Raw genomic sequence first — 20,188 nt, 5'->3', positions numbered from 1 at the left:
CACAGCGAAAATATTTTTACATCAATCATTTTGACGTATTTGAGGAACGTGTCTATGACAGATCGTATCAGTGAAGTGGTAAGAAACACCAACGAAACCAAAATTCGAGTTCGTGTGAATCTTGATGGTACTGGTCAAGGCACTTTAAACACTGGTGTTCCATTTTTAGATCATATGATTGATCAAATCAAGCGACATGGTCTGTTTGATATTGATATTCATTGTGATGGCGATCTTGAAATTGACGATCATCATACCGTAGAAGACTGTGGGATTACACTGGGCCAAGCCTTTGCTCAAGCACTGGGCAATAAAAAAGGCTTACGTCGCTACGGTCACTTCTATGCGCCGCTCGATGAATCACTGAGTCGTGTTGTGGTGGATTTATCTGGCCGTCCGGGTCTTTGGATGGATATTCCATTCACTCGCGCGCGCATCGGGACTTTTGATGTGGATCTTTTCTCTGAATTTTTCCAAGGTTTTGTGAACCATGCGTTAATGACGCTGCACATCGACAACCTAAAAGGTAAAAACAGCCACCACCAAATTGAAAGCGTATTTAAAGCCTTTGCCCGTGCATTACGTATGGCGTGTGAAGTTGACCCGCGTGCCGAAAATACTGTTGCGTCTACCAAAGGAACATTGTAATGACCCGTATTGCCCTTCTTGACTATGGCATGGGAAATCTTCACTCAGCAGCAAAAGCCCTCGAACACGTGGGTGCAACTGTTGATGTCACCAATGATCCTAAGCTGATTGCACAAGCAGATAAAATTGTGTTCCCCGGTGTGGGAGCAATGCGTGACTGTATGCAAGGCATGCATGATGCAGGCATTGATGATGTGGTCCGTAAAGCGGCATTTAATAAACCTGTGCTTGCGATCTGTGTCGGCATGCAAGCTTTAATGCAGCATTCCGAAGAAAATGGCGGTGCAGATGCATTGGGTATTTTTGAAGGTTCGGTTAAACACTTCCCTGACATAGAGGGATTAAAAGTGCCGCACATGGGCTGGAACCAAGTGCATCAGGCAGACCCTAGCCATCCGATGTGGAAAAACATTGAGCAAGATGCACGTTTCTATTTCGTACATAGCTTCTATGTAGAGCCGCAAGATTCAAGCATTGTCGCTGCTACCTGTGACTATGGTTTGGAATTTTGTACCGCAATTCACAAGGAAAACTTGTTTGCGACACAATTTCACCCAGAAAAAAGTCATACAGCCGGTCTGCAATTGCTGAAAAACTTTGTGGAATGGGATATTTAAAATTCCTTCACCGCAAAAAAGCCCGCTCCTTGCGGGCTTTTTTGTACTGTTTATTTTTCATCCTTTTATTTTCTACATATTCATTTTAGAATTTGCCTACTTATAAAAATACCAAAGCCTAGGAATAATAATGAATACCTTCACATCTGACTCACCGACCCAAGCCAGTGGTCGCTTTAGCCGTCGCGCTTATCTTGCATGGAATCTACTGCTCGGCATTATTTTTACGCTAATTGCTGTTGTGGTCGGCCTGCTCATACCCGGTGCGCAAAATGCGCTGACTGAGGGTGCTATGTCAACGCCACTCATGATTATTTTCTTTATCATGTATGCCATCGTCATTTATTACAGCGTCATTTTCTTAATCCGTCGTTTACATGACCGAGACCATTCAGGATGGCTTGCACTGCTGATCTTAGTTCCTGTAGTGAATATATTGTTTGCGCTCTATGTGTTATTTGCACCGGGTAATAGCGGTAGTAATAGCTTTGGACAACCACGCCCGACCAAAGGCTGGGAAACAGTGCTGGCTGTTTTGTATATCGTGGTGTTTATAGTCGGGATACTTGCTGCGATCATGATTCCGTCTTACCAAAACTATGTGATCCGCTCTCAACAAACCACGATTCAACAACAATAATGATAAATCATTAGATGCCGCCGAGATCGTCCTAAACAGCAATACATCTACTCAAACAAGCTCACACAAGTGGGCTTTTTTTGTACTTTACCTTTATAATCAACGCGCTTTTTTGGTACAGGATCAAATCCTGTACTTTTTCACATTTTTATGTCGTTTTTAGCTCAATTTTTTGCGGCTAAAAATGAATGATAACAATACTTTTTACGATAATTTAAGATCATTTAATATGAATAATTCACCCAATATTAACTCTGGCTGGAACCGTGACGGTCGCTTTAATCGCATGTCATTTATCGGTTGGAATGTCTTCTATGGCCTCATGCTAAGCATACTGATGCTGCTGATTGTCAGCATGATGCCCAATACTCTCAATGCCCTAATAGCTCACGCTGAAAATCCAATGACGCAAGTGATTGGATTTATCCTAAATGTTTTAATGCTGATCCCTTTGATGATTTTTTCAGTGCGTCGTTTGCATGACTTTAATCTCTCAGGCTGGTTTGCACTCTTAGAGCTGATTCCGTTGCTCAATATCGTCATGTGCATTGCGCTGATGCTCATCCCCGGGTCTGCAAATGCCAATCAATATGGTGAGCCACGTGCATCCAAAACATGGGAGGTGGTTCTCGCCTTTCTCTTTATCGGTTTATTCTTACTGATCTTGGTAAATGTATTATTTACTGCGCGTTTTCTATTTTAAGTCGTCACTGACTTTAAGCCTATTGGTCACTGTCTTTAAGTCCTCTCATCACTGTCATAGCAACGCGCTATGACAGGCAGGTGAGTCAAAGGCTCATGCTCAACGCCGCATCTCGGTATTTGCATTTCCCTACTAAACGCTCTAGGCTGCAACAACAAGCCTTTGAATTAAATCACAATGACTGATGCTCTACCGACACCTATTTTGCCAACAAAAGAACAGATTAAAAATTTTCCATTGTTCCAAAATTTAGTGCCAGAGCAGATCCATGTCATTCACAATGCAGAACAATGCCAACACTGGGCCGATGAATTGCAGACGACTGCCTTATTCGGTTTCGACTCTGAATCTAAGCCGACTTTTCGTAAAGGTGAGGTCTCTACCGGTCCACATTTAATCCAACTTGCGACGGCGCAACAGGCGTGGTTGTTTCAAATGAACGAATGCACTTGGGATTTTTTAAGACCAATCTTGAGTAATCGGGATCAAATTAAAGTAGGTTTTGGCTTAAAAAATGATGCGCATTTATTTCGTAAAAAAGGCATCGAACTGAATAGTGTCTTGGAACTCTCCAAGTGCTTTGCTTCTTTTGGCTTAACCCAACCCGTCGGTTTAAAAAATGCCATGGCACTGCTTTTTCGTGTGAATTTTCCAAAATCTAAATCGGTCAGCACCTCCAATTGGGCCAAAAAGCGCATAAGTCCGGAGCAAATTCGTTATGCCGCTGCCGATGCTTATGCCCCTGTTTTGGTCTTTGAAGAATTATTACAACGTGGCTTATTACCTAAAACCATTCCCAATACCTCCCTCAAACTAAGAATTCGTCCGCACATGAAATTATAAACCCTTAATTATTTTAATGATTTAAATTATATTCAGCGATGTAACCGCTCTGTAACTGGATATTGCCCCAATCTATGGCATGACCAAGTGCAAAGGTCGGCTGAAGAGTGCCAATGAATTTGCAGTTTATTTGCGCTAAAGATTTGAACAGTACCTTATTGCCTTAAAAATAGTCACTGCACAGTCTAAAAAAATAAAATCGCACCTTTTAAGTACATTTATATCTTTGATTTAACTCATTTTAATTACATTAATACACATTTATATTTTTATTCGACTAAGGTTTTGATCTCTCTAGATTTTCTAGCAGAATTACATGATTTATCTCATTCTTTCTATGCTTTCATAATTTATTTTCATCTATCTCCTTTTGCTAAAACAAATCTGCCAAATACATAACACATCATAATCTAAAAGCTTGGAGAACCTGACATGTTGAACTTATTTACAGGAAAAATCAGCGGTGTACTCAGCCTGACTTTACAAGGAATCAGTAAAGCGGTTGGACTGGTTTTAAATACTGTTTTGGATACTGTAGACAGCGTATTAGAGACCGTAAGTAGCTTAACAGCGCCCTTAACGGATGCACTCACTGAGTTTCCACTCATTGGGGGAGACATCGAAAAAGTACTCGCGGTTGAAAATCAGTTGGTTGGTACGTTACTTCAATCCGTAAACAGCGATTTATTACAAACAACCGCTTATGTTTAATGACTAAAAACGCTAATACACAGCGCAATTGTTGTAACCAAGAATAAAATCCAATCCTCTATTTGCACTAGCCTGACACTTGTCAGGCTTTTTTAATTCATCAATTCTGATATTAGCATTTAGTGAATAGCCGTTTATTTGATAAGATTAGGCACAAATTCATTCTTAATTTGATTGAGCAAGGAGCGAAAGCATGCTGATCATCCCTGCAATTGACCTGAAAGATGGCAAATGTGTCCGTTTAAAACAAGGTCGTATGGAAGACGATACCGTATTTTCTGACGATCCAGTGGCAACTGCACAGCATTGGGTAAATGAAGGCGCGCGTCGCTTACATTTGGTAGATTTAAACGGTGCTTTCGCTGGTACACCGATTCATAAGCCTGTGGTTGAAGCGATTGCTAAAGCACAGCCTGAATTGCCAATTCAAATTGGTGGTGGTATCCGCTCACTTGAAACCATTGAACATTACCTTGATGCAGGCGTATCGTTTGTCATCATTGGTACAAAAGCAGTGAAAGAGCCTGAATTTGTTGAAGAAGCGTGCAAAAAATTTGCAGGCCATATCATTGTCGGTATCGATGCCATGAACGGCATGGTGGCAACAGATGGTTGGGCAAATGTCACAGACGTGAAAGCTACTGATTTGGCAAAACGCTTTGCAGATGCTGGCGTATCAAGCATTGTCTACACCGACATCGCACGTGATGGCATGATGCAAGGTGTGAACGTTGAACAAACCGTTAACCTTGCAACGTATTCAGGCTTACCTGTTATTGCATCGGGTGGCGTGACCAACCTTGACGACGTGCGTAACTTAAAAGGCCAACCGGGCATTTTAGGTGCGATTACCGGTCGTGCAATTTATGAAGGCACATTGAACCTTCGTGAAGCTCAATTACTGCTTGATCAACAAAGCTTGTAATTTACCCGAGCAGAAAAGAGGTCTTCGGGCCTCTTTTTTTTATTTCCCCTCTTCGAACAATCAAATACACATGTCAACCGTCCAATCTGCTTGGAAAGCCAAGTTCCCGCAGCTCGCACTCATCCTGATTACCATGATTTGGGGTGCCAGTTTTATCACCGTGCAATACGGTTTAAATTTCAGCAGTCCCGTGCTGTTTGTCGGTCTACGTTTTGCCGCAGCTGCACTGGCTGTGAGTCTGTTATCGCTCAAATATCTTAGACATTTTTCTCAATACGATGTCATTGCGGGCGCAAGTATTGGCGCTGTGATTGCGATTGGCTATGCGACACAAACGGTCGGCTTACAAAGTATCAGCAGCAGCGAATCGGCTTTTTTAACCGCGCTGTATGTCCCGCTGGTTCCGATTTTTATGTGGCTCTGTTTTCGGCATAAACCACATCTGATGACATGGCTGGGAGTAAGTTTGGCTTTTGTCGGTTTGGTCTTTTTAACTGGTAATGGTTTTGGCGCTATTCAGCTCAATTTTGGACAAATCATTACGCTGTTCGGGTCGATTGCCATTGCCTTTGAAATTATCTTGATCAGTTATTTTGCACCCCGCGTCAATCTGCGCAGAGTGACGGTTCTACAGTTGGCATTTGCCTCTCTGTTCTGTTTTTGCTTTGCCCCACTAGTGGGTGAAACCACTTTGCCAAAATTTGAATGGCCATTAATCGCTGTACTCTGCGGATTGGGGCTAGCTAGCGCCGTCATTCAACTGGTGATGAACTGGGCGCAGCGCATGGTTGACCCTGCACAGGCAGCAATCATCTATGCAGGTGAACCGGTTTGGGCCGCGATCATTGGGCGGCTTGCAGGTGAACGCTTAACACCGCTCGCTCTCATTGGCGGACTGTGTGTAGTTCTTGGTGTGATTGTGAGTGAATGGCGGCCGAAATGGTTAAAGAAAAATATAGATAAAACTACAGAAGAAATATCTTAACCCTCAAAACAGCCCTCAATGACGAGGGCTGTTTTGCATGATACCCTTCATACATAAATAAAGGAGGCTTAAATTTAGAAGGACACCATCTTGCCCGGATTGACCATAGCCCCCAGCCCATAAGCGGTTTTCGCCATTGGAATCACCATCGGTGCAAGTGCGCGACCAAACAAAATGTCCTGATGCTGAATACTGGTGAGCATTTTAAAATCATCGGCATTGCCACAAAAATCATCGGCAATGGCTTTGCCTATACGCACGGTTTGCGCCACACCATGACCACTCCAGCCTTGCACGGCATAAATCGGATATTTCCCATCGGACTTACGGCTATCGGCTGCGCCATTCATGGTTAAATCTGTGGTGCCACTCCAAACAAAATCCAGCTCAACCTGTTTCAATTGCGGGAACACATGCTTGATTCGGCTCAGTAAATAATCATGGGTTTTTTCAGGCGTCCAGCAAGAACCCGTCCCTTCACCGCCAAACAGCAAACGGTTTTTAGATACCCCGCGATAATAATCAATTTGGAACTGTGTATCGTACACAGGTGCATCGCTCGGCAGAATTTCAGCAAGATCGAGCTCTAAGGGCGCTGTGGTACACACATAAGTATAAAATGGAATGGTGGTTTGATTATGGCTTTGCAGCAGTTTAAATGAGGCATGATGTACCCCAATCACGGCGCTCTTACGTGCTTTAATCACACCGCCAGTAGTCGTCACATAAATCCCATCTTCACGCTCATCCACCGACAGCACTTCGGTTTGCTCATAAATTTTGCCACCTTGTTGACTAAAACCATAAGCAAGGCCACGGTTTAAAGCCAAAGGATGAATATGCCCGCCGAGGGTATCGAGTAAACCGCCATAATAATTTTCCGATTTCACATGCTCAAACAACTCGTGCTTGCCCATAATCTGGGTATGGTCTTCACCCAAATATTTACGCGCATCTGCACCTTCGGTTAAACCCACCAAATGCCCTGGGTGTACGGCTGCGGTAATGTGCTGATGTTTGCGTTGTAGATCTAAATCATAGTTCTGCGCAATTTGGTCAATTAAAGACATCGCCTCCGTCGAAGTGAAGTGCCATAAGCGTTTAGCCTCTTCATAACTAAAGTGCTCGATCATTTCCCCTGCTTCCCAACGCGCCAGGCCTGGGGTTAATTGCCCACCATTACGCCCCGATGCAGCACTACCAATACGGTTTTTTTCGACCAATACTGTATCTACACCTTGTTCTGCCAAATGCAGTGCCGTGGACGCACCCAACAAGCCACCACCAATCACCACCACATCACACTCAATATCTGCATCAAGGGCATCAAAAGCCTGCCATGCGCTTAATGAGCTTTCATAGTAATTGGCTGGAAAATCAAAACTGCCACGCACAGGATTGACCCAATTCCACTCTTTACCGCTTTGCACATTGACACTGTTTTTATATTCAACATCATTTACAAATTTTGGCTTTGTATTCATTTTATTTACATTCCTATTTATCAATTCTATTTAATCGTTATAGAGGCTTCAGCCACTTAATACGCACTACCAATCACAATGTTTTGTTTTCTTAACTTTTTATAAGCGAACAATACAACGCCTACTGCCAACCAAATGCCACCGCAAACCAAGGCGTTGTGTTCTAAATTCACCCAAAGGCACATCAGCGTAGCCACTGAAAGCAGTGGTAAAATCAGGTTGAGAAAGATATTTTTAAGACCATGACGTTGACCATCACGTACATAAAACTTCATAAACACGGAGAAGTTCACAGCTGTAAAGGCAATGAGGGCACCAAAGCTAATCATGCTGACCACGGTGGCTAAATCTAAACGAATGGCTGCCAAGGAAATCAAACCAATCAACAAGACTGCATATAAAGGCGTGCCCAACTTGCTATGGACTTGACCGAATGTGCTTTTATGGAAAATGCCATCTCGTCCCATAATATGAATCAGGCGTGATGCGCTGGCATGCGTGGCAAGCCCTGAGGCAAATGTATTCATAATTTGGGCGCATAAAAATACCGATTGGAATAGCGCCCCGCCCACGTACAGGACGATCTCAGGCAGCGCTTCATCTGGATTGTTAAAACGGACATTGGTTGGAAAATACAATTGCACAAACCAGGATGCCGTAATAAAAATCACACCGCCCGTAAGCGTGGTGAGGATAACCGCACGCGGAATAGTACGTTTCGGATCTTTAGTTTCATGTGACATGGTGGTCACTGCATCAAAACCTAAGAAGCTAAAGCACAGGATTGAAGCCCCTGCGATGAGTGGCAAAATTGACGTATCACCATTGAATAGCGGTGTGAGCGTCAAGACATGCGCATAACCTTGCTCACTCCCTACCCCTTGAATGACCAAATAAATAAAAAAGCCCATCAGCAATATAGGTGCGCAAACAAAGATCATGCTTAAGTTGGCCAATATATTGATACGAAAGCAGTTGATTAAAGTGACCAAGCTGGTAAATAAAATCACCCACGCCCAATACGGTACGCTTGGAATGACCGCTTCTAAATAAATGCCTGCCAACAGCGCATTAACCAAAGGCAACATGATGTAATCCAGTAAAGAACACCAACCGACAAAAAATCCAGTTTGAGGCCCACAGGATTCTGCCGTGTAAGTATAAGCAGAACCCGATTTATCCGAATGTTTACTAAAGCGCGCATAACTAAATGCAGTGAGGAGCATGGCAAATAAAGCCAAAATATAGGCCAGTGGTACACGGCCATCGGTAATACCTGAGACAATGCCAAAGGTATCAAATACAACCATTGGCGTCATATATGCGACACCAATGATCACCACTTGCCATAAAGACATTTTTTTTAAAACAGACGCTGAAGTTTCCATGCACGTCACCTGAACTATATTTATTTGCGTTACAGGTTCTTTTGCAATCAACATGCCATATAATATTCATTCATTATTTTAATGATGATTCAAAAAATGCCAAAGTATGATTTAGAAACCAGAAAATCAGCCATTCAGATGTATAAAAAAACTGACTACAAAGTGGCTGTATGCAAAGAGTTTAACATCTCTCGAGTCACCTTGGATGCTTGGATTCGCCTGGAGGAAGAGACCGGAAGTTTGCTCCCAAAAGCCGCAAAAAACCGTGGTGCACCGAGCCACATTCGCGACTGGAATGAATTTCAAGTATTTGTAAAAAATACAAAATTTAAAAATATTAGTGATCTAGTTCCATTATTTGAACAGCGATTTAGCTATCCTGTTTCGTATGCGGTATTGGTACGCGCAATACACGTTTTAGGTATGCGCCGTCGCCGTGGTCGATTCTATAGCTAATACCTAAACTGGTGTAATTTTAAATAAAAATCCAGAAAATAATTTAAATAAACAACTATACATTAATGTAAATTTATTTTAGTAAAAACGTAAATTTATATTATTAAGAATGTAAAATAATAAAAATAAATATGTAAATTAATAAAATTAAATAAGCAAAGTTATTTTATTAAAAATGTAAGTTATAATTCTTAAAAATGTATAGTCAATTTTGCTTAAATAACCAAAGTTAAGCACTTTTATGTGCAATTGCTTTATAAAAGAGCATTTTTTGATGCCGCCTATCGAATGGTCAAACGAAAAAAATAAAAGCGACCCATGGGTCGCTTGTCATTATGCTGCTGTATTTACTCATACATCGGTCTGTTGTCATTGACACGAATTAAACCTTTAATCGCGCGGTACACAATCCATAACCAAGACAGTCCGATCACCGTGACACAGAAGGTACTCGCTCCCAGTGCCACACCCGCAAAGGCATTGGCATTATTGCCGGTAAAGAACAGAAAAATAAAAGGCACGAAAGCAATGATGTTCCAAATGAGATACCACCAAAACGTACGGATCTGCCAAGTAAAATGGCTTTCAAAAATCGTGCCGCGAACATCACTGCGTTTGACGTAATTGATAATCAACGCGAGGACCGCAAGCAAGCCGGCAGAAAAAATCGCCACAATATAAAGAATATACAAAATAATCGTGAGCAGGCGGTTTGGATCTTTATCAATGGAATAATTCATTTCGCTCTCCGTCATGATGATTTTGCGGATCATTCCACCCTAGATATGCAGGATATTAAATGGTGAAATCAGCCATAAAATCAGTAATATGTTAAAGGCTATAGTACAGAAATATATTTTTCGAAATGGTTGTTTTTGTGTTTTATGCCGCAAACGTTGCTGAGCCAGCCATGCCGCCGGCCACCCACCTAAAAAAGACAAAAGATGCAGTGTATTTTCTGGCACGCGTCGGTTCCCCATTTGCGCAGCTTCTTTATCTTGAGCGTAGAACCAATAGGTCAGGACATTGATAATACTCACAAAAAGCAGCACCATGCCACTGAGTAAACCCGCCACAGACAAACCCGCCAAGGCGAGGATATAAATGATGCACAAGATTTGCATCGGCTCTGCCTGACGCGGCATCTGCACCACATTTTTTTTATTAGGGCGTTGTGTAGCTTTGGTTTGTGAGGCTTTTAAATAATGCACTTGCTGTGCACGAAAGCGTCCGCGTTCGTCTAAGATCACAGCATAATCCAACGCGCAGCCCACGATTGGTCGTGGGCCGGGACGGGAAAAATCTTTAATGTGCAAAAATACGCGATCTTTGGTGCTATCGTTCGGTTGAATGAAGCCGTAGCCCTTGTCATCAAACCATTCTACTAAGCGTCCTTGATCACGCATGCTTTTCCCCCTCGTTGTTTTTAAAATTTATGCAGTGACGAATTTTAATCGTTCAATCAGCATATTACGCATTTCAGCAGGGTTTTTCTGCAAAATATCATCCCCTGTACGGCCTTCTGCTGCATTTTTCTGTGCCACCTGTAAACGCATCATCCAGAAACGACCTGCCGCCATCGCCAAATATAACTCTAGGCATGATTTTTCATCTGCGGTTAATGGACGCACGCTTTCATAGGCATTTAAAAAGGCAATGGCTTTGTCTTCATTCAAATGTACATCCGGATATTCAGTACAAAAGTCATTTAAAGTAATAGCAATATCAAACAAGAGTTCGTCTTTATTTAACTCATAAAAGTCTAAAATGCCGTTGAGTTGATCGCCTTCAAATAGAGTATTGTCACGGAACAGATCAGAATGAATAAAACCGGTAGGACGGTCTGGATACATCGCCGTTAAGATGTCATATAAGCCCAACAGATTGTTAAGTAACGTGGTATCTGCTTCATTTAATGTTGGACGAATATCACGTGAAACTTGTAACCAATAAGCATGATCACGATATTCTGCACGTTCCAAAGGGAAATCTTGTAAAGCCACATGCATTTTCGCTTGGGCTACAGCAATCGCTTCTGCTTGCGCTAAGCTCGCAGGCATGGGATGTTGACCTTGCATGCGTGGCGCAATCTGTGCAGGTTTATCCTTTAAGCTATGAATCGCTTTACCCGAATGATTCAGCGGTACAGGCACAGCTAGACCAGCCTGCCCCAAATGTTCAAGTACAGGGACCAGTTCCCCTGCACCTTGCTCGTCCATCTCTTCAAAAACAGTTAATACATACTGCGTGCCATTTTCGCAAACAATAAAATAGTTGGTATTTTGAATACCGCCTTGAATCGGAATCAGGTCAATCACCTCCAGTCCATAAGGTGCTGCAAAATCCTGAACTTCCTTTAAAGTCAAAGTGGTATAAACCGACATAGAAAACCTGCGAAAAAACTTACATATTTTTGATAGAATAACCGCTCCGACTACTAAGGTGTAGCATCTAAGTCGCGAAGTTTCATAATCGGCTGTTATTTTTGGAAAAAATTATGCTTGCTAAACGTATTATTCCTTGCCTCGACGTGGACAACGGTCGTGTAGTGAAAGGTGTTCAATTTCTTGATATTCGTGATGCAGGCGATCCAGTTGAAGTTGCACGCCGTTATAACGAACAAGGTGCGGACGAAATTACCTTCTTAGACATTACCGCAACCTCAAATGGTCGTGATACCACTTACCGTACGGTAGAGCGTATGGCTGAGTCTGTATTTGTGCCATTAACAGTCGGTGGTGGCGTGCGTAAAGTAGAAGATATCCGCCTGTTATTAAATGCGGGTGCGGACAAAGTTTCGATTAACTCTGCGGCTATTTATAACCCTGAATTTGTACAAGAAGCCTCTCAGCGTTTTGGCGCACAGTGTATTGTGGTTGCGATTGATGCAAAAAAAACTGGCGACAATAAATGGGAAATTTTCACCCACGGTGGTCGTAAAGAAACCGGTATCGATGCCATCGAATGGGCAGTAAAAATGGCGGACTTCGGTGCAGGTGAATTACTCATCACCTCGATGGATGCTGACGGAACCAAAGCCGGTTATGACCTTGAACTGATGCGTAACATCAATGACCGTGTGACCATTCCAACCATTGCTTCTGGTGGTGTCGGTAATCTCCAACATTTGGCCGATGGCATTTTAAAAGGTGGCGCAGATGCGGTGCTTGCAGCCTCTATTTTCCACTTTGGTCAACACACCATTCCTGAAGCGAAAAAATATCTTGCAGAACAAGGCATTGAAATGCGTCTTTAATTGATTCGTTTTCAATGAGGATTGAAAAAGAGCGATGATTCGCTCTTTTTTTGCTTTGGTGTTTTTGATGCAACGCCATGGAGTTGTAGCAGCGAATCGTCGATTTAATTCATCCACTATAGACATAAAAAAAGGAGCCTTGTCGGCTCCTATAAACCAAGAAAAACTACAGCACTTGGTCTGATACTTAAAACAAATGAAAAAATATACATAGCAACTTCATCAATCAACTCGTCGTGTACAAGCCTTTTGATGATTTAAATATAGGGCATTTACACCGTATTTGATTGACAGTAGATTCATAATTTATTGACAAATTGCGACAGCTCAATTGGGTAGCAAAGCTTGTTGTCAAAACGCACAGTGCATTCATATTAGACCGTTTCAAGAAGTGCAACTGGCTTTTCGCGCTCAGCCACCCACTTTGCAGGAAATACCCGATTGACCCAGTGCGACAACGGCTTGGCAATCGCTGTCGGCAGTAGCACACCCAATGGGTTTTGTTCCTGTAATTTCGCCGAGGAAATCACCCGAGTCCCTAAAATATAATCAAACCACGGCTTGGTCACACACCAATTGGCATCCTGATTTGAGTTCATATGGTGGTCATAGTGCCATGGAATCTTTTTCATCGCCCACTCTGGCTCAAGATGTGCGCGACGATGGATATAATAATAATTCCCTGCACAGTACAGCACAGACAAACTCATTCCTTTGGAAATGGGATAAAAAAGCGGGACAAATACGGCTGAAACTGCCACCAGTGACAATATTTCATTTTTCGTGCGCCAGTTCTGTACACCTTCAACATAACCATGATCATGAAAATCTGTTTTTCGAACTTCACGATGATGTTCCCAATGTGATTTCATGCTTTTCGGTACTGGACTAAAACGTGGCTTGCCTGACCGATGCGTCCCATGCAAAACATATTTATGTGCGAACCATTCAAAGGCATTGGCGACGACCAACCCTGCAATAAAACCTTTTAACATGACCAATATCTCCTTTTCTTAGCTCCACTATAGGTAATGAAAAGGGCTAGATATTGACCGTTTTTTTTAATATTATTGACAAAACACGACAAAATTTAGAATTAAAAAAATATGCAACAACTCAAGGACTATACAGGATCGGTCTATGGAGGACTGGGCCATTTGCTCTATGCTTATCACCAAGCCCAAGGCATTGCTATTCCTGAAAAATTGAATAAAGTTCAAAACTTAGAGCGTTTTGATTATGCCATTTGGCGTGATTTATTGATGGATTTAGATCAAAAGATCCAAAAGCCGGCGCTGGGTTTAGAAATTGCAGAACATGTGCAACCCAAACATATTGGCATTATTGCGTATATTGCTCTGTCCTGTGAAAACTTGGGCGAAGCGCTGCTCCGCTACCATGATTTTCATCGCTTAATCTTCGATGGCAGCCCATTGCTGATTGATATTCAAAATGATTTTTTCTCGATCGGTTGGAATGATTTACCCATGAATATGGCCAATCAATTGACCGATGAAATTGCGATTGCCTTAATGCTGCAGTTTCTAAAATTATTCATGCGTTTTGAAGATATCAATTTACACGAAGTGCATTTTCATAATCCTGCACCGAAAAATGTCGCACAATATGAACAATATTTTCGCTGTAAAGTTCGATTTTCCCAAGAAAAGTCAAAGGTTATTGTTCCCATTCAAGAACTGTCTCGCCCCTTTTCCCAAGGCGATCAGACCTTACAAAAACTGTTAATGCAGCAGGCACAGTCTTTATTGGAAAAGCTGCCGAATACCACGCAAATCGACCAACGCTTACAACAAGCCATCTTAATGGGTTTGCAAAAAAATCAGTTCCAAATTGAACATGTCGCTACGCAACTGAATCTGTCCGTCCGACAATTACAACGCCATTTACAACAACAAGGCAGCACCTATCAGCAACGTATGCAGGAGGTCCGCTGCATGATGGCAGAAGAATTTTTAAGAGACCCGCATTTAAGTTTGCAGGAAATTGCTCTACTGCTGGGTTATTCAGAACAGAGTGCGTTTCAACGCGCTTTTAAACAATGGCGAAACTTGACCCCACAGCAATGGCGCTTATCGCAAATTGAAGCAGTAAGTTAAAAATGTGACACAGTTATCATTTTATATATTGTGATTTTCAGCAAAATCCATTAAATCTATGCATATTCGATAAATGAATAAATATTTAGCAGAACTGATCGGTACATTTTGGCTGGTCTTTGGTGGTTGTGGTAGTGCGGTCTTGGCTGCGGCCTTTCCTGAACTTGGCATTGGCTTCGCTGGCGTGGCACTGGCCTTCGGTTTAACCGTATTAACGGCTGCTTATGCGCTGGGTCATATCTCAGGGGGACATTTTAACCCTGCCGTGAGTATCGGCTTGTGGGCCGGTGGTCGTTTTGAAGCGAAAGAACTAGCACCCTATATTATTTCTCAATTGCTGGGTGCAACCCTCGCCGCATTTATTCTATTCATCATTGTACAAGGTCAGGCCGGATTTACCGGTGTCGGCGGTTTTGCCACCAATGGCTATGGTGAGTTATCTCCGGGCAAATACTCTATGCTCTCAGCGTTAGTTATTGAAATTGTGCTGACGGCTGGCTTTCTGATTGTGATCATGGGAGCAACAGATAAACGTGCACCTGCCGGATTTGCCCCAATTGCAATCGGTCTTGCGCTTACATTGATCCATCTCATCAGCATTCCCGTCACCAATACTTCGGTCAACCCAGCGCGTAGTATGGGTGTGGCATTCTTTGCTGAAACTGCTGCGCTTTCACAAGTTTGGCTATTTTGGGTAGCCCCTATCATTGGCGCGGTGATTGGTGCTGTCATCTATAAACTGATGGCAAAAGACGCATAAATAGAAGAAGACACCATAAAAAAAGCTCACAATCTGTGAGCTTTTTTTTCATTCATCCCGAATTGAGCATTGCTTCCTTCGACGGTCGATGACACAGCATTAAAGAAATGGATTTTCCACTTCGTTGTCTTCACCGCCCTGCACTATTTTTTCAGCTAAGTTGGTTTCTGCCTCAAGTGTGGTCACCACATCATTGAAAAATGCCTGTAAAGCTTTCGCTGCAGCTAATCCAGCTTGGTCTTTCGTCACCTGTAGGTTGCCATAAATATTAATTCGATCTTGGCCATTTTCTAGTGTTAAGTCATGAATTGCATGCGACGCTGTGTCATTTTCAAATGCTTTGAACATGATAGATATCCTTCTTTTTTGTTGTAGTGATGCAGCAATAGAAATACGTGAAAAAGATTTCAACTGCAAGCAATGATCTTCTTCATCACTCACAGTTCAGCGCTATTATCTGCTCGATTATTTCAAAATCTGTAGCAGATATTGCAGAATTTCTTCAATCAATTGTTTGACCAAGGCATCTTGATTGTTGTCATTTCCACTGCTTGCCGTAGTTGTCTCACCCACAGAACCACCACTCGATTTAAAGTCTTTTTGCAAACTTAAAATCTTGTCTTCTGCGACATCTGCAGCACACTGGCTTTCAGCATCCCAATGCAAATAAGCAATGTCTTGATTTGCTTTGACTTGGGTGGCTTTGAGTGGCAAACGGTAGGTATTGCGCTTTTGGTCTTCGGTTAATTCTGGAAAAAAATTAATTCCAGTCAGTTCTTCTAGCGCACAAATACTCATCACTTTGACTGTCGGTGCGGTATCACGCAAGGTATTGTCTGCATAGTACACGCCTGCAACGCCTTTTTTCGGCAAATAGATCGCCTTATAAGTGGCGGTCGGCACAATGACCCCTTGCCCAATGGTTTTTAATTTTTTCGCACTGTAAACCGGCCCCGTCACCACATAGACATCTTGCTTTTGTTTGGTCACTATCGCCCGTGTGGCTTCTTCTAACTCGCGCCACACTTGCTGATTATTTTTTGGGGCTTGCGGCACCATATTGGCCAAAGAAAAACTGTCTAACTGTGCAGCTTTATTGGGCATATCGGCATTGGGCGCCATGTGTCCACGGTCATAGCCTGAAGATTTATAGTCTGACAGCAATGCCCGATATTCAGACGGCACGCGAGTCTCTTCATGAAAGTTATCTTCACGCGGAATTTTTTGACTCAGGCGTGCGGGGGTTAATGCTTCTGCAACCCAAAGCGGTGTCTTGGATATCCCTGAATACATGACATTAAAGCCATTAAAACACAGTGGAAAACTGTTTTTATGTAGGCTTTCACGGACCAAATAAGGTGGCACTTCACGATAAAATTGGTCCAAACAGGCGCTATTTGAAGTGCTGCTCATAAAAACAAGTTGTTGAATTTTTTCTTGCCCAAAAGCAATAGCAAAGCTTCCTGTTGCCACCAGACCCAACAGCACTTTTATGCCATTTTGCCCAAATAACTGTGAAAGTGGATTTGCTGAATTGCGTTTCTTTTTGACCATGACTTACAACAATGACTTCTAAAAGGACTATTTTTCCGCAGCTTAGCAAGGGTGCAAATTTTAGTACACTTTTCTTTTTTAATTTGCTTAACAATCACACAAATATTGTTTAACAAAGCAGCAGTTGATGTAACTTTATGTCGCAGTTGTGCAGTTCTTTATAGGAGGTCATGAAGCAGTTGCGTATGTTTCATTGAATTCGCCTAAAGAATTATGACAAGGTAAAAATACGAAAAATTGCGATAAAAATATAGGGAGTGATTATGCATTCTAAAATTTTAGGTTTAGGTTTAATTTCAGGTTTAATGAGCGCAGCAACATTTGCAGAGCCGCCGATTCAACCCGGTGATACATTAGAAAGCTTATCTAAAGTCAAAATTGTGACCACCGTGAATGGTCAACCTGGTTCCATTCAGGACTTAGTTTCAAGTGGCCAAGTTCAATTGGTTGAAGCTCCTGCCGGACAAGTCAATGCCGCTGCAACAGAACAGCCCTTAAACCCTGAACAGGCTCAGGCAAACCAAATCGATCCGAATGCCCCTGCAGTCCCTGCAAATGCTGAACAAGCGGCGACTGAAGCGGAAAATGCACTCGCAAATGAACAGCAAAGTGTAGCAGCTGTACCTACAGAGCAGTCTGTGCCAACTGAACAAACGGCAGTGGCCAATCCACCCGAAGCCACGGTAACTGAAGCACCTGTGGAAACAGCACAGCAAGCACCTGAAGCCGTAGCAACGGATGCCAATGCTGCACCTCAAGCACAGCAGGATGCTTTTATGGCAGCAACTGAAACTCAAAGTGCAAATCCTGCAGACGCATCAATTCAAGCCAACCCAGAAGCACCTGTTGCTGACGAAGCCATCCAAGCTGCGCCTGAAGCCTCTGCAGATGTAGACGCGACAATCAACTAATCAGCGTATTTTCAAGGATGAAATAGCGCAACATCTTCATTCTGTTGCTTTGCTCGCATACTCCTCCCAGGAAAAAGCAACAGAATGATCTCTATGTCTTTGGACTAAATAAGTTCAATTATCACAGATAAAAAAAGCCAGAAGTGATCTGGCTTTTTCGTGTCTAACTTTTAAATCTATGCCTAAAAGTTCAATCTAGGTCTTAAATTTCAATCTGACTTCCCAACTCAACCACACGGTTGGTTGGAATTTGATAAAAGTCGCTGACTGGACTGGTATTTCGCTGCATAGAGATAAACAGCTTTTCTCGCCATGGCGCCATGCCTTCACCCAAGGTATGAATAATGCGGTCTCGGGAAATAAAGAAACTGATTTGCATTAAATCAAATTCAAAGCCCAATTCACGATACGCATGCTCCAAAGCGGCAGGAATATTCGGCTGGTCTTTAAACCCATAAAACATCGTGATTCGAAAGAATCGATCATCTAGTTTCTCCGTGATCACCCGCTCATTTTCAGGTACAAACGGCACATCTCGGGTATTGACCGTGACCATAATATTGCGTTCATGCAAGACTTTGTTGTGCTTAATATTATGCAACATGGCATGTGGCACGATCTCAGGCGTTCCGGTTAAGAATACGGCATCGCCTGGCACAAACTTGGTTTCACTACCCATGCTGACACTGCGAATAAACAGGTCAATAGGCAAGGCATCTTTACCGAGTCGATTGAGCACCAATGCCCGACCATCTTTCCACGTCATTAAAATCGTAAACAATACCGCACCAATCAGGATTGGAACCCAACCGCCCGCTGCAATTTTTAATGATGTCGATGCAACAAAGATCAAATCAATCAATAAAAATGGTACTGCAAATATTGCCACTTTCCAAACGGGCCAACGCCATAAACCATAAGCTAAAACTGAGATCAAAATCGTACCGCAAAGCATCGTCATGGTCACAGCTACGCCATACGCACTGGCCAAATTCGCACTGTTTTCAAACAGCAAGATCAAGATCAGCACTGAGATAAACAGTGCCCAGTTAATAAATGGCAAATAAATCTGACCACGTTCAACTTCGGAGGTATGTTTCACTGTCAAACGAGGCAAATAGCGCAATTGAATCGCCTGATTGACCATAGAGAACACCCCTGTGATCACTGCTTGAGAGGCAATCACCGCTGCCGCTGTCGCCAAAGCAATCATTGGATACAGTGCCCATTCAGGAATCAACATATAGAATGGATTGGCTAGAGCTTCTGGATTCCGCAGTAGCAAGGCTCCTTGGCCCGCATAGTTCAACAGCAAGCACGGCATCACCACAATAAACCATGCCAAGCGGATTGGGAGTCGGCCAAAATGCCCCATATCGGCATAGATTGCCTCACCACCCGTCATCGTCAAGATGACCGCACCCATGGTCAAAAACGCAACATAGGGTTGCTGTACCACAAAATTGAAAGCCCAATGCGGACTGATCATGGTCAACACAAATGGTGTTTGCGAAATACTCCATAGTCCAAAACCACCAATGGATAAAAACCACATGAGCGTCAAGGGACCAAAGAATTTACCCATCGTGCCTGTGCCATGGCGTTGCACTAAAAATAGCCCCGCTAAAATACCGATCGATAAGGGTTGCAGCCATTGGTTAAACATCGGCGTCGCAATACTTAAGCCTTCAATCGCGGATAACACAGAGATTGCGGGGGTAATGATCCCATCACCAAAGAACAAAGATGCCCCAATAAAGCCAAGGGCAATCAGGTAGATTTTTTTGTTTTCGGCAATTCGTGTGGTTCGTAGATTCAAGGCCAACAGCGACATAATACCGCCCTCGCCATTGTTATCTGCGCGCATGATGATGCTGACGTATTTAAAACTAATCGTCAGCATGATGCACCAGAAAATCAGGGACAGAATACCCAGCACAGACGCTTCGCTAATCGCCAAGTGTGCTGTGAGGAAACATTGGCGCAGCGCATATAACGGGCTCGTCCCAATGTCTCCGAATACTACGCCCAAAGCTGCCAAGGTGATGGCAGGCAATGCGGCTTTTTGTGCAGTACTTTGCATATAATTGTCTTCAATTTAGACAGGATTTTTGCGAATCATAGCACCGCTCAAGATGTTTTTGTCTAATTCAATTGTTTCTCTTGGCAGAATATATTTTTTTCGCTATT

General features: G+C 42.8%; 22 protein-coding genes. 13 read left to right on the top strand and 9 right to left on the bottom strand.

Features of this window, described 5'->3' with window-relative positions; translation table 11 throughout:
- The first annotated feature begins 54 nt into the window (after positions 1–54).
- From hisB to FTT77_RS02545, 8 genes are all read left to right on the top strand, one after another.
- On the top strand, positions 55–648 hold the full coding sequence (hisB, locus tag FTT77_RS02580; RefSeq protein WP_078190487.1) for an imidazoleglycerol-phosphate dehydratase HisB: 594 nt from the start codon (positions 55–57) through the stop codon (positions 646–648).
- Positions 648–1,265 (top strand): imidazole glycerol phosphate synthase subunit HisH, encoded by a 618-nt coding sequence (gene hisH / locus FTT77_RS02575; RefSeq protein ID WP_180009278.1) that lies wholly within the window; start codon positions 648–650, stop codon positions 1,263–1,265. The genes hisB and hisH overlap by 1 nt, the downstream gene beginning before the upstream one ends.
- Before the next feature lie 130 nt (positions 1,266–1,395).
- Entirely contained in the window at positions 1,396–1,905 is a 510-nt protein-coding gene (locus tag FTT77_RS02570; RefSeq protein WP_180009276.1) for a DUF805 domain-containing protein, read from the top strand.
- Positions 1,906–2,134: 229 nt separating this feature from the next.
- Positions 2,135–2,608: a DUF805 domain-containing protein gene (locus tag FTT77_RS02565; RefSeq protein ID WP_180009274.1), complete on the top strand. Its 474-nt coding sequence runs from the start codon at positions 2,135–2,137 to the stop codon at positions 2,606–2,608.
- A gap of 177 nt (positions 2,609–2,785) precedes the next feature.
- On the top strand, positions 2,786–3,451 hold the full coding sequence (locus FTT77_RS02560; protein WP_180009272.1) for a 3'-5' exonuclease: 666 nt from the start codon (positions 2,786–2,788) through the stop codon (positions 3,449–3,451).
- 432 nt (positions 3,452–3,883) lie between these two features.
- Positions 3,884–4,162, top strand: coding sequence for a hypothetical protein (locus FTT77_RS02555; RefSeq protein WP_180009270.1), 279 nt, complete (start codon positions 3,884–3,886; stop codon positions 4,160–4,162).
- A 193-nt stretch (positions 4,163–4,355) separates the two neighbouring features.
- Positions 4,356–5,087, top strand: a complete 732-nt coding sequence (hisA, locus tag FTT77_RS02550) for a 1-(5-phosphoribosyl)-5-[(5-phosphoribosylamino)methylideneamino]imidazole-4-carboxamide isomerase (RefSeq protein WP_078190493.1) — start codon at positions 4,356–4,358, stop codon at positions 5,085–5,087.
- 70 nt (positions 5,088–5,157) lie between these two features.
- Complete coding sequence (locus tag FTT77_RS02545) at positions 5,158–6,072, top strand: DMT family transporter (RefSeq protein ID WP_180009267.1); 915 nt, start codon at positions 5,158–5,160, stop codon at positions 6,070–6,072.
- A 74-nt stretch (positions 6,073–6,146) separates the two neighbouring features.
- On the opposite strand, the gene FTT77_RS02540 is transcribed toward FTT77_RS02545, so the two are convergent.
- The gene (locus FTT77_RS02540) at positions 6,147–7,556 is read right to left on the bottom strand and encodes an FAD-binding oxidoreductase (protein ID WP_180108829.1); all 1,410 of its coding nucleotides are present in this window, start codon (positions 7,554–7,556) and stop codon (positions 6,147–6,149) included.
- 56 nt (positions 7,557–7,612) lie between these two features.
- On the bottom strand, positions 7,613–8,944 hold the full coding sequence (locus FTT77_RS02535; protein WP_168378992.1) for an APC family permease: 1,332 nt from the start codon (positions 8,942–8,944) through the stop codon (positions 7,613–7,615).
- A 96-nt stretch (positions 8,945–9,040) separates the two neighbouring features.
- On the opposite strand from FTT77_RS02535, the gene FTT77_RS02530 reads away from it, so the two are divergent.
- Positions 9,041–9,400: a helix-turn-helix domain-containing protein gene (locus FTT77_RS02530; RefSeq protein ID WP_180050672.1), complete on the top strand. Its 360-nt coding sequence runs from the start codon at positions 9,041–9,043 to the stop codon at positions 9,398–9,400.
- Positions 9,401–9,747: 347 nt separating this feature from the next.
- Here FTT77_RS02530 and FTT77_RS02525 read toward each other — a convergent pair whose 3' ends face one another.
- From FTT77_RS02525 to FTT77_RS02515, 3 genes are read right to left on the bottom strand one after another with little or no spacing between them, the layout of a single operon-like run.
- Positions 9,748–10,140, bottom strand: coding sequence for a hypothetical protein (locus tag FTT77_RS02525; RefSeq protein WP_168378990.1), 393 nt, complete (start codon positions 10,138–10,140; stop codon positions 9,748–9,750).
- Between the two features lie 39 nt (positions 10,141–10,179).
- On the bottom strand, positions 10,180–10,806 hold the full coding sequence (locus FTT77_RS02520) for a DUF1294 domain-containing protein (RefSeq protein WP_180022370.1): 627 nt from the start codon (positions 10,804–10,806) through the stop codon (positions 10,180–10,182).
- Between the two features lie 27 nt (positions 10,807–10,833).
- On the bottom strand, positions 10,834–11,784 hold the full coding sequence (locus FTT77_RS02515; protein ID WP_111884520.1) for a homoserine kinase: 951 nt from the start codon (positions 11,782–11,784) through the stop codon (positions 10,834–10,836).
- 110 nt (positions 11,785–11,894) lie between these two features.
- On the opposite strand from FTT77_RS02515, the gene hisF reads away from it, so the two are divergent.
- Positions 11,895–12,656 carry an imidazole glycerol phosphate synthase subunit HisF gene (hisF, locus tag FTT77_RS02510; protein WP_306674445.1) on the top strand — a complete coding sequence of 254 codons (762 nt, stop codon included), beginning with the start codon at positions 11,895–11,897 and terminating at the stop codon, positions 12,654–12,656.
- Positions 12,657–13,030: 374 nt separating this feature from the next.
- On the opposite strand, the gene FTT77_RS02505 is transcribed toward hisF, so the two are convergent.
- Positions 13,031–13,651, bottom strand: a complete 621-nt coding sequence (locus FTT77_RS02505) for a hypothetical protein (protein ID WP_180108830.1) — start codon at positions 13,649–13,651, stop codon at positions 13,031–13,033.
- 111 nt (positions 13,652–13,762) lie between these two features.
- On the opposite strand from FTT77_RS02505, the gene FTT77_RS02500 reads away from it, so the two are divergent.
- Entirely contained in the window at positions 13,763–14,773 is a 1,011-nt protein-coding gene (locus tag FTT77_RS02500; protein ID WP_180009251.1) for an AraC family transcriptional regulator, read from the top strand.
- A 73-nt stretch (positions 14,774–14,846) separates the two neighbouring features.
- Positions 14,847–15,533 carry an aquaporin Z gene (aqpZ, locus tag FTT77_RS02495; protein ID WP_180063003.1) on the top strand — a complete coding sequence of 229 codons (687 nt, stop codon included), beginning with the start codon at positions 14,847–14,849 and terminating at the stop codon, positions 15,531–15,533.
- A 99-nt stretch (positions 15,534–15,632) separates the two neighbouring features.
- On the opposite strand, the gene FTT77_RS02490 is transcribed toward aqpZ, so the two are convergent.
- Together FTT77_RS02490 and FTT77_RS02485 are read right to left on the bottom strand one after the other, a co-directional pair.
- Positions 15,633–15,881 carry a hypothetical protein gene (locus FTT77_RS02490; protein WP_180063004.1) on the bottom strand — a complete coding sequence of 83 codons (249 nt, stop codon included), beginning with the start codon at positions 15,879–15,881 and terminating at the stop codon, positions 15,633–15,635.
- A gap of 117 nt (positions 15,882–15,998) precedes the next feature.
- Positions 15,999–17,087 carry a DNA/RNA non-specific endonuclease gene (locus tag FTT77_RS02485; RefSeq protein WP_180108831.1) on the bottom strand — a complete coding sequence of 363 codons (1,089 nt, stop codon included), beginning with the start codon at positions 17,085–17,087 and terminating at the stop codon, positions 15,999–16,001.
- 263 nt (positions 17,088–17,350) lie between these two features.
- Between FTT77_RS02485 and FTT77_RS02480 the strand changes: the two genes are divergently transcribed.
- Complete coding sequence (locus FTT77_RS02480; protein WP_180108832.1) at positions 17,351–17,998, top strand: hypothetical protein; 648 nt, start codon at positions 17,351–17,353, stop codon at positions 17,996–17,998.
- A gap of 202 nt (positions 17,999–18,200) precedes the next feature.
- On the opposite strand, the gene FTT77_RS02475 is transcribed toward FTT77_RS02480, so the two are convergent.
- Positions 18,201–20,081 carry a potassium transporter Kup gene (locus tag FTT77_RS02475; protein ID WP_180108833.1) on the bottom strand — a complete coding sequence of 627 codons (1,881 nt, stop codon included), beginning with the start codon at positions 20,079–20,081 and terminating at the stop codon, positions 18,201–18,203.
- Between the last annotated feature and the right edge of the window lie 107 nt (positions 20,082–20,188).

Origin of the sequence: Acinetobacter sp. YH01010 (assembly GCF_013420775.1) — a bacterium.
GTDB lineage: Bacteria > Pseudomonadota > Gammaproteobacteria > Pseudomonadales > Moraxellaceae > Acinetobacter > Acinetobacter amyesii.
Note: the sequence above shows the minus strand (reverse complement) of the source record. Positions and strands in the feature narration are given on the sequence as shown.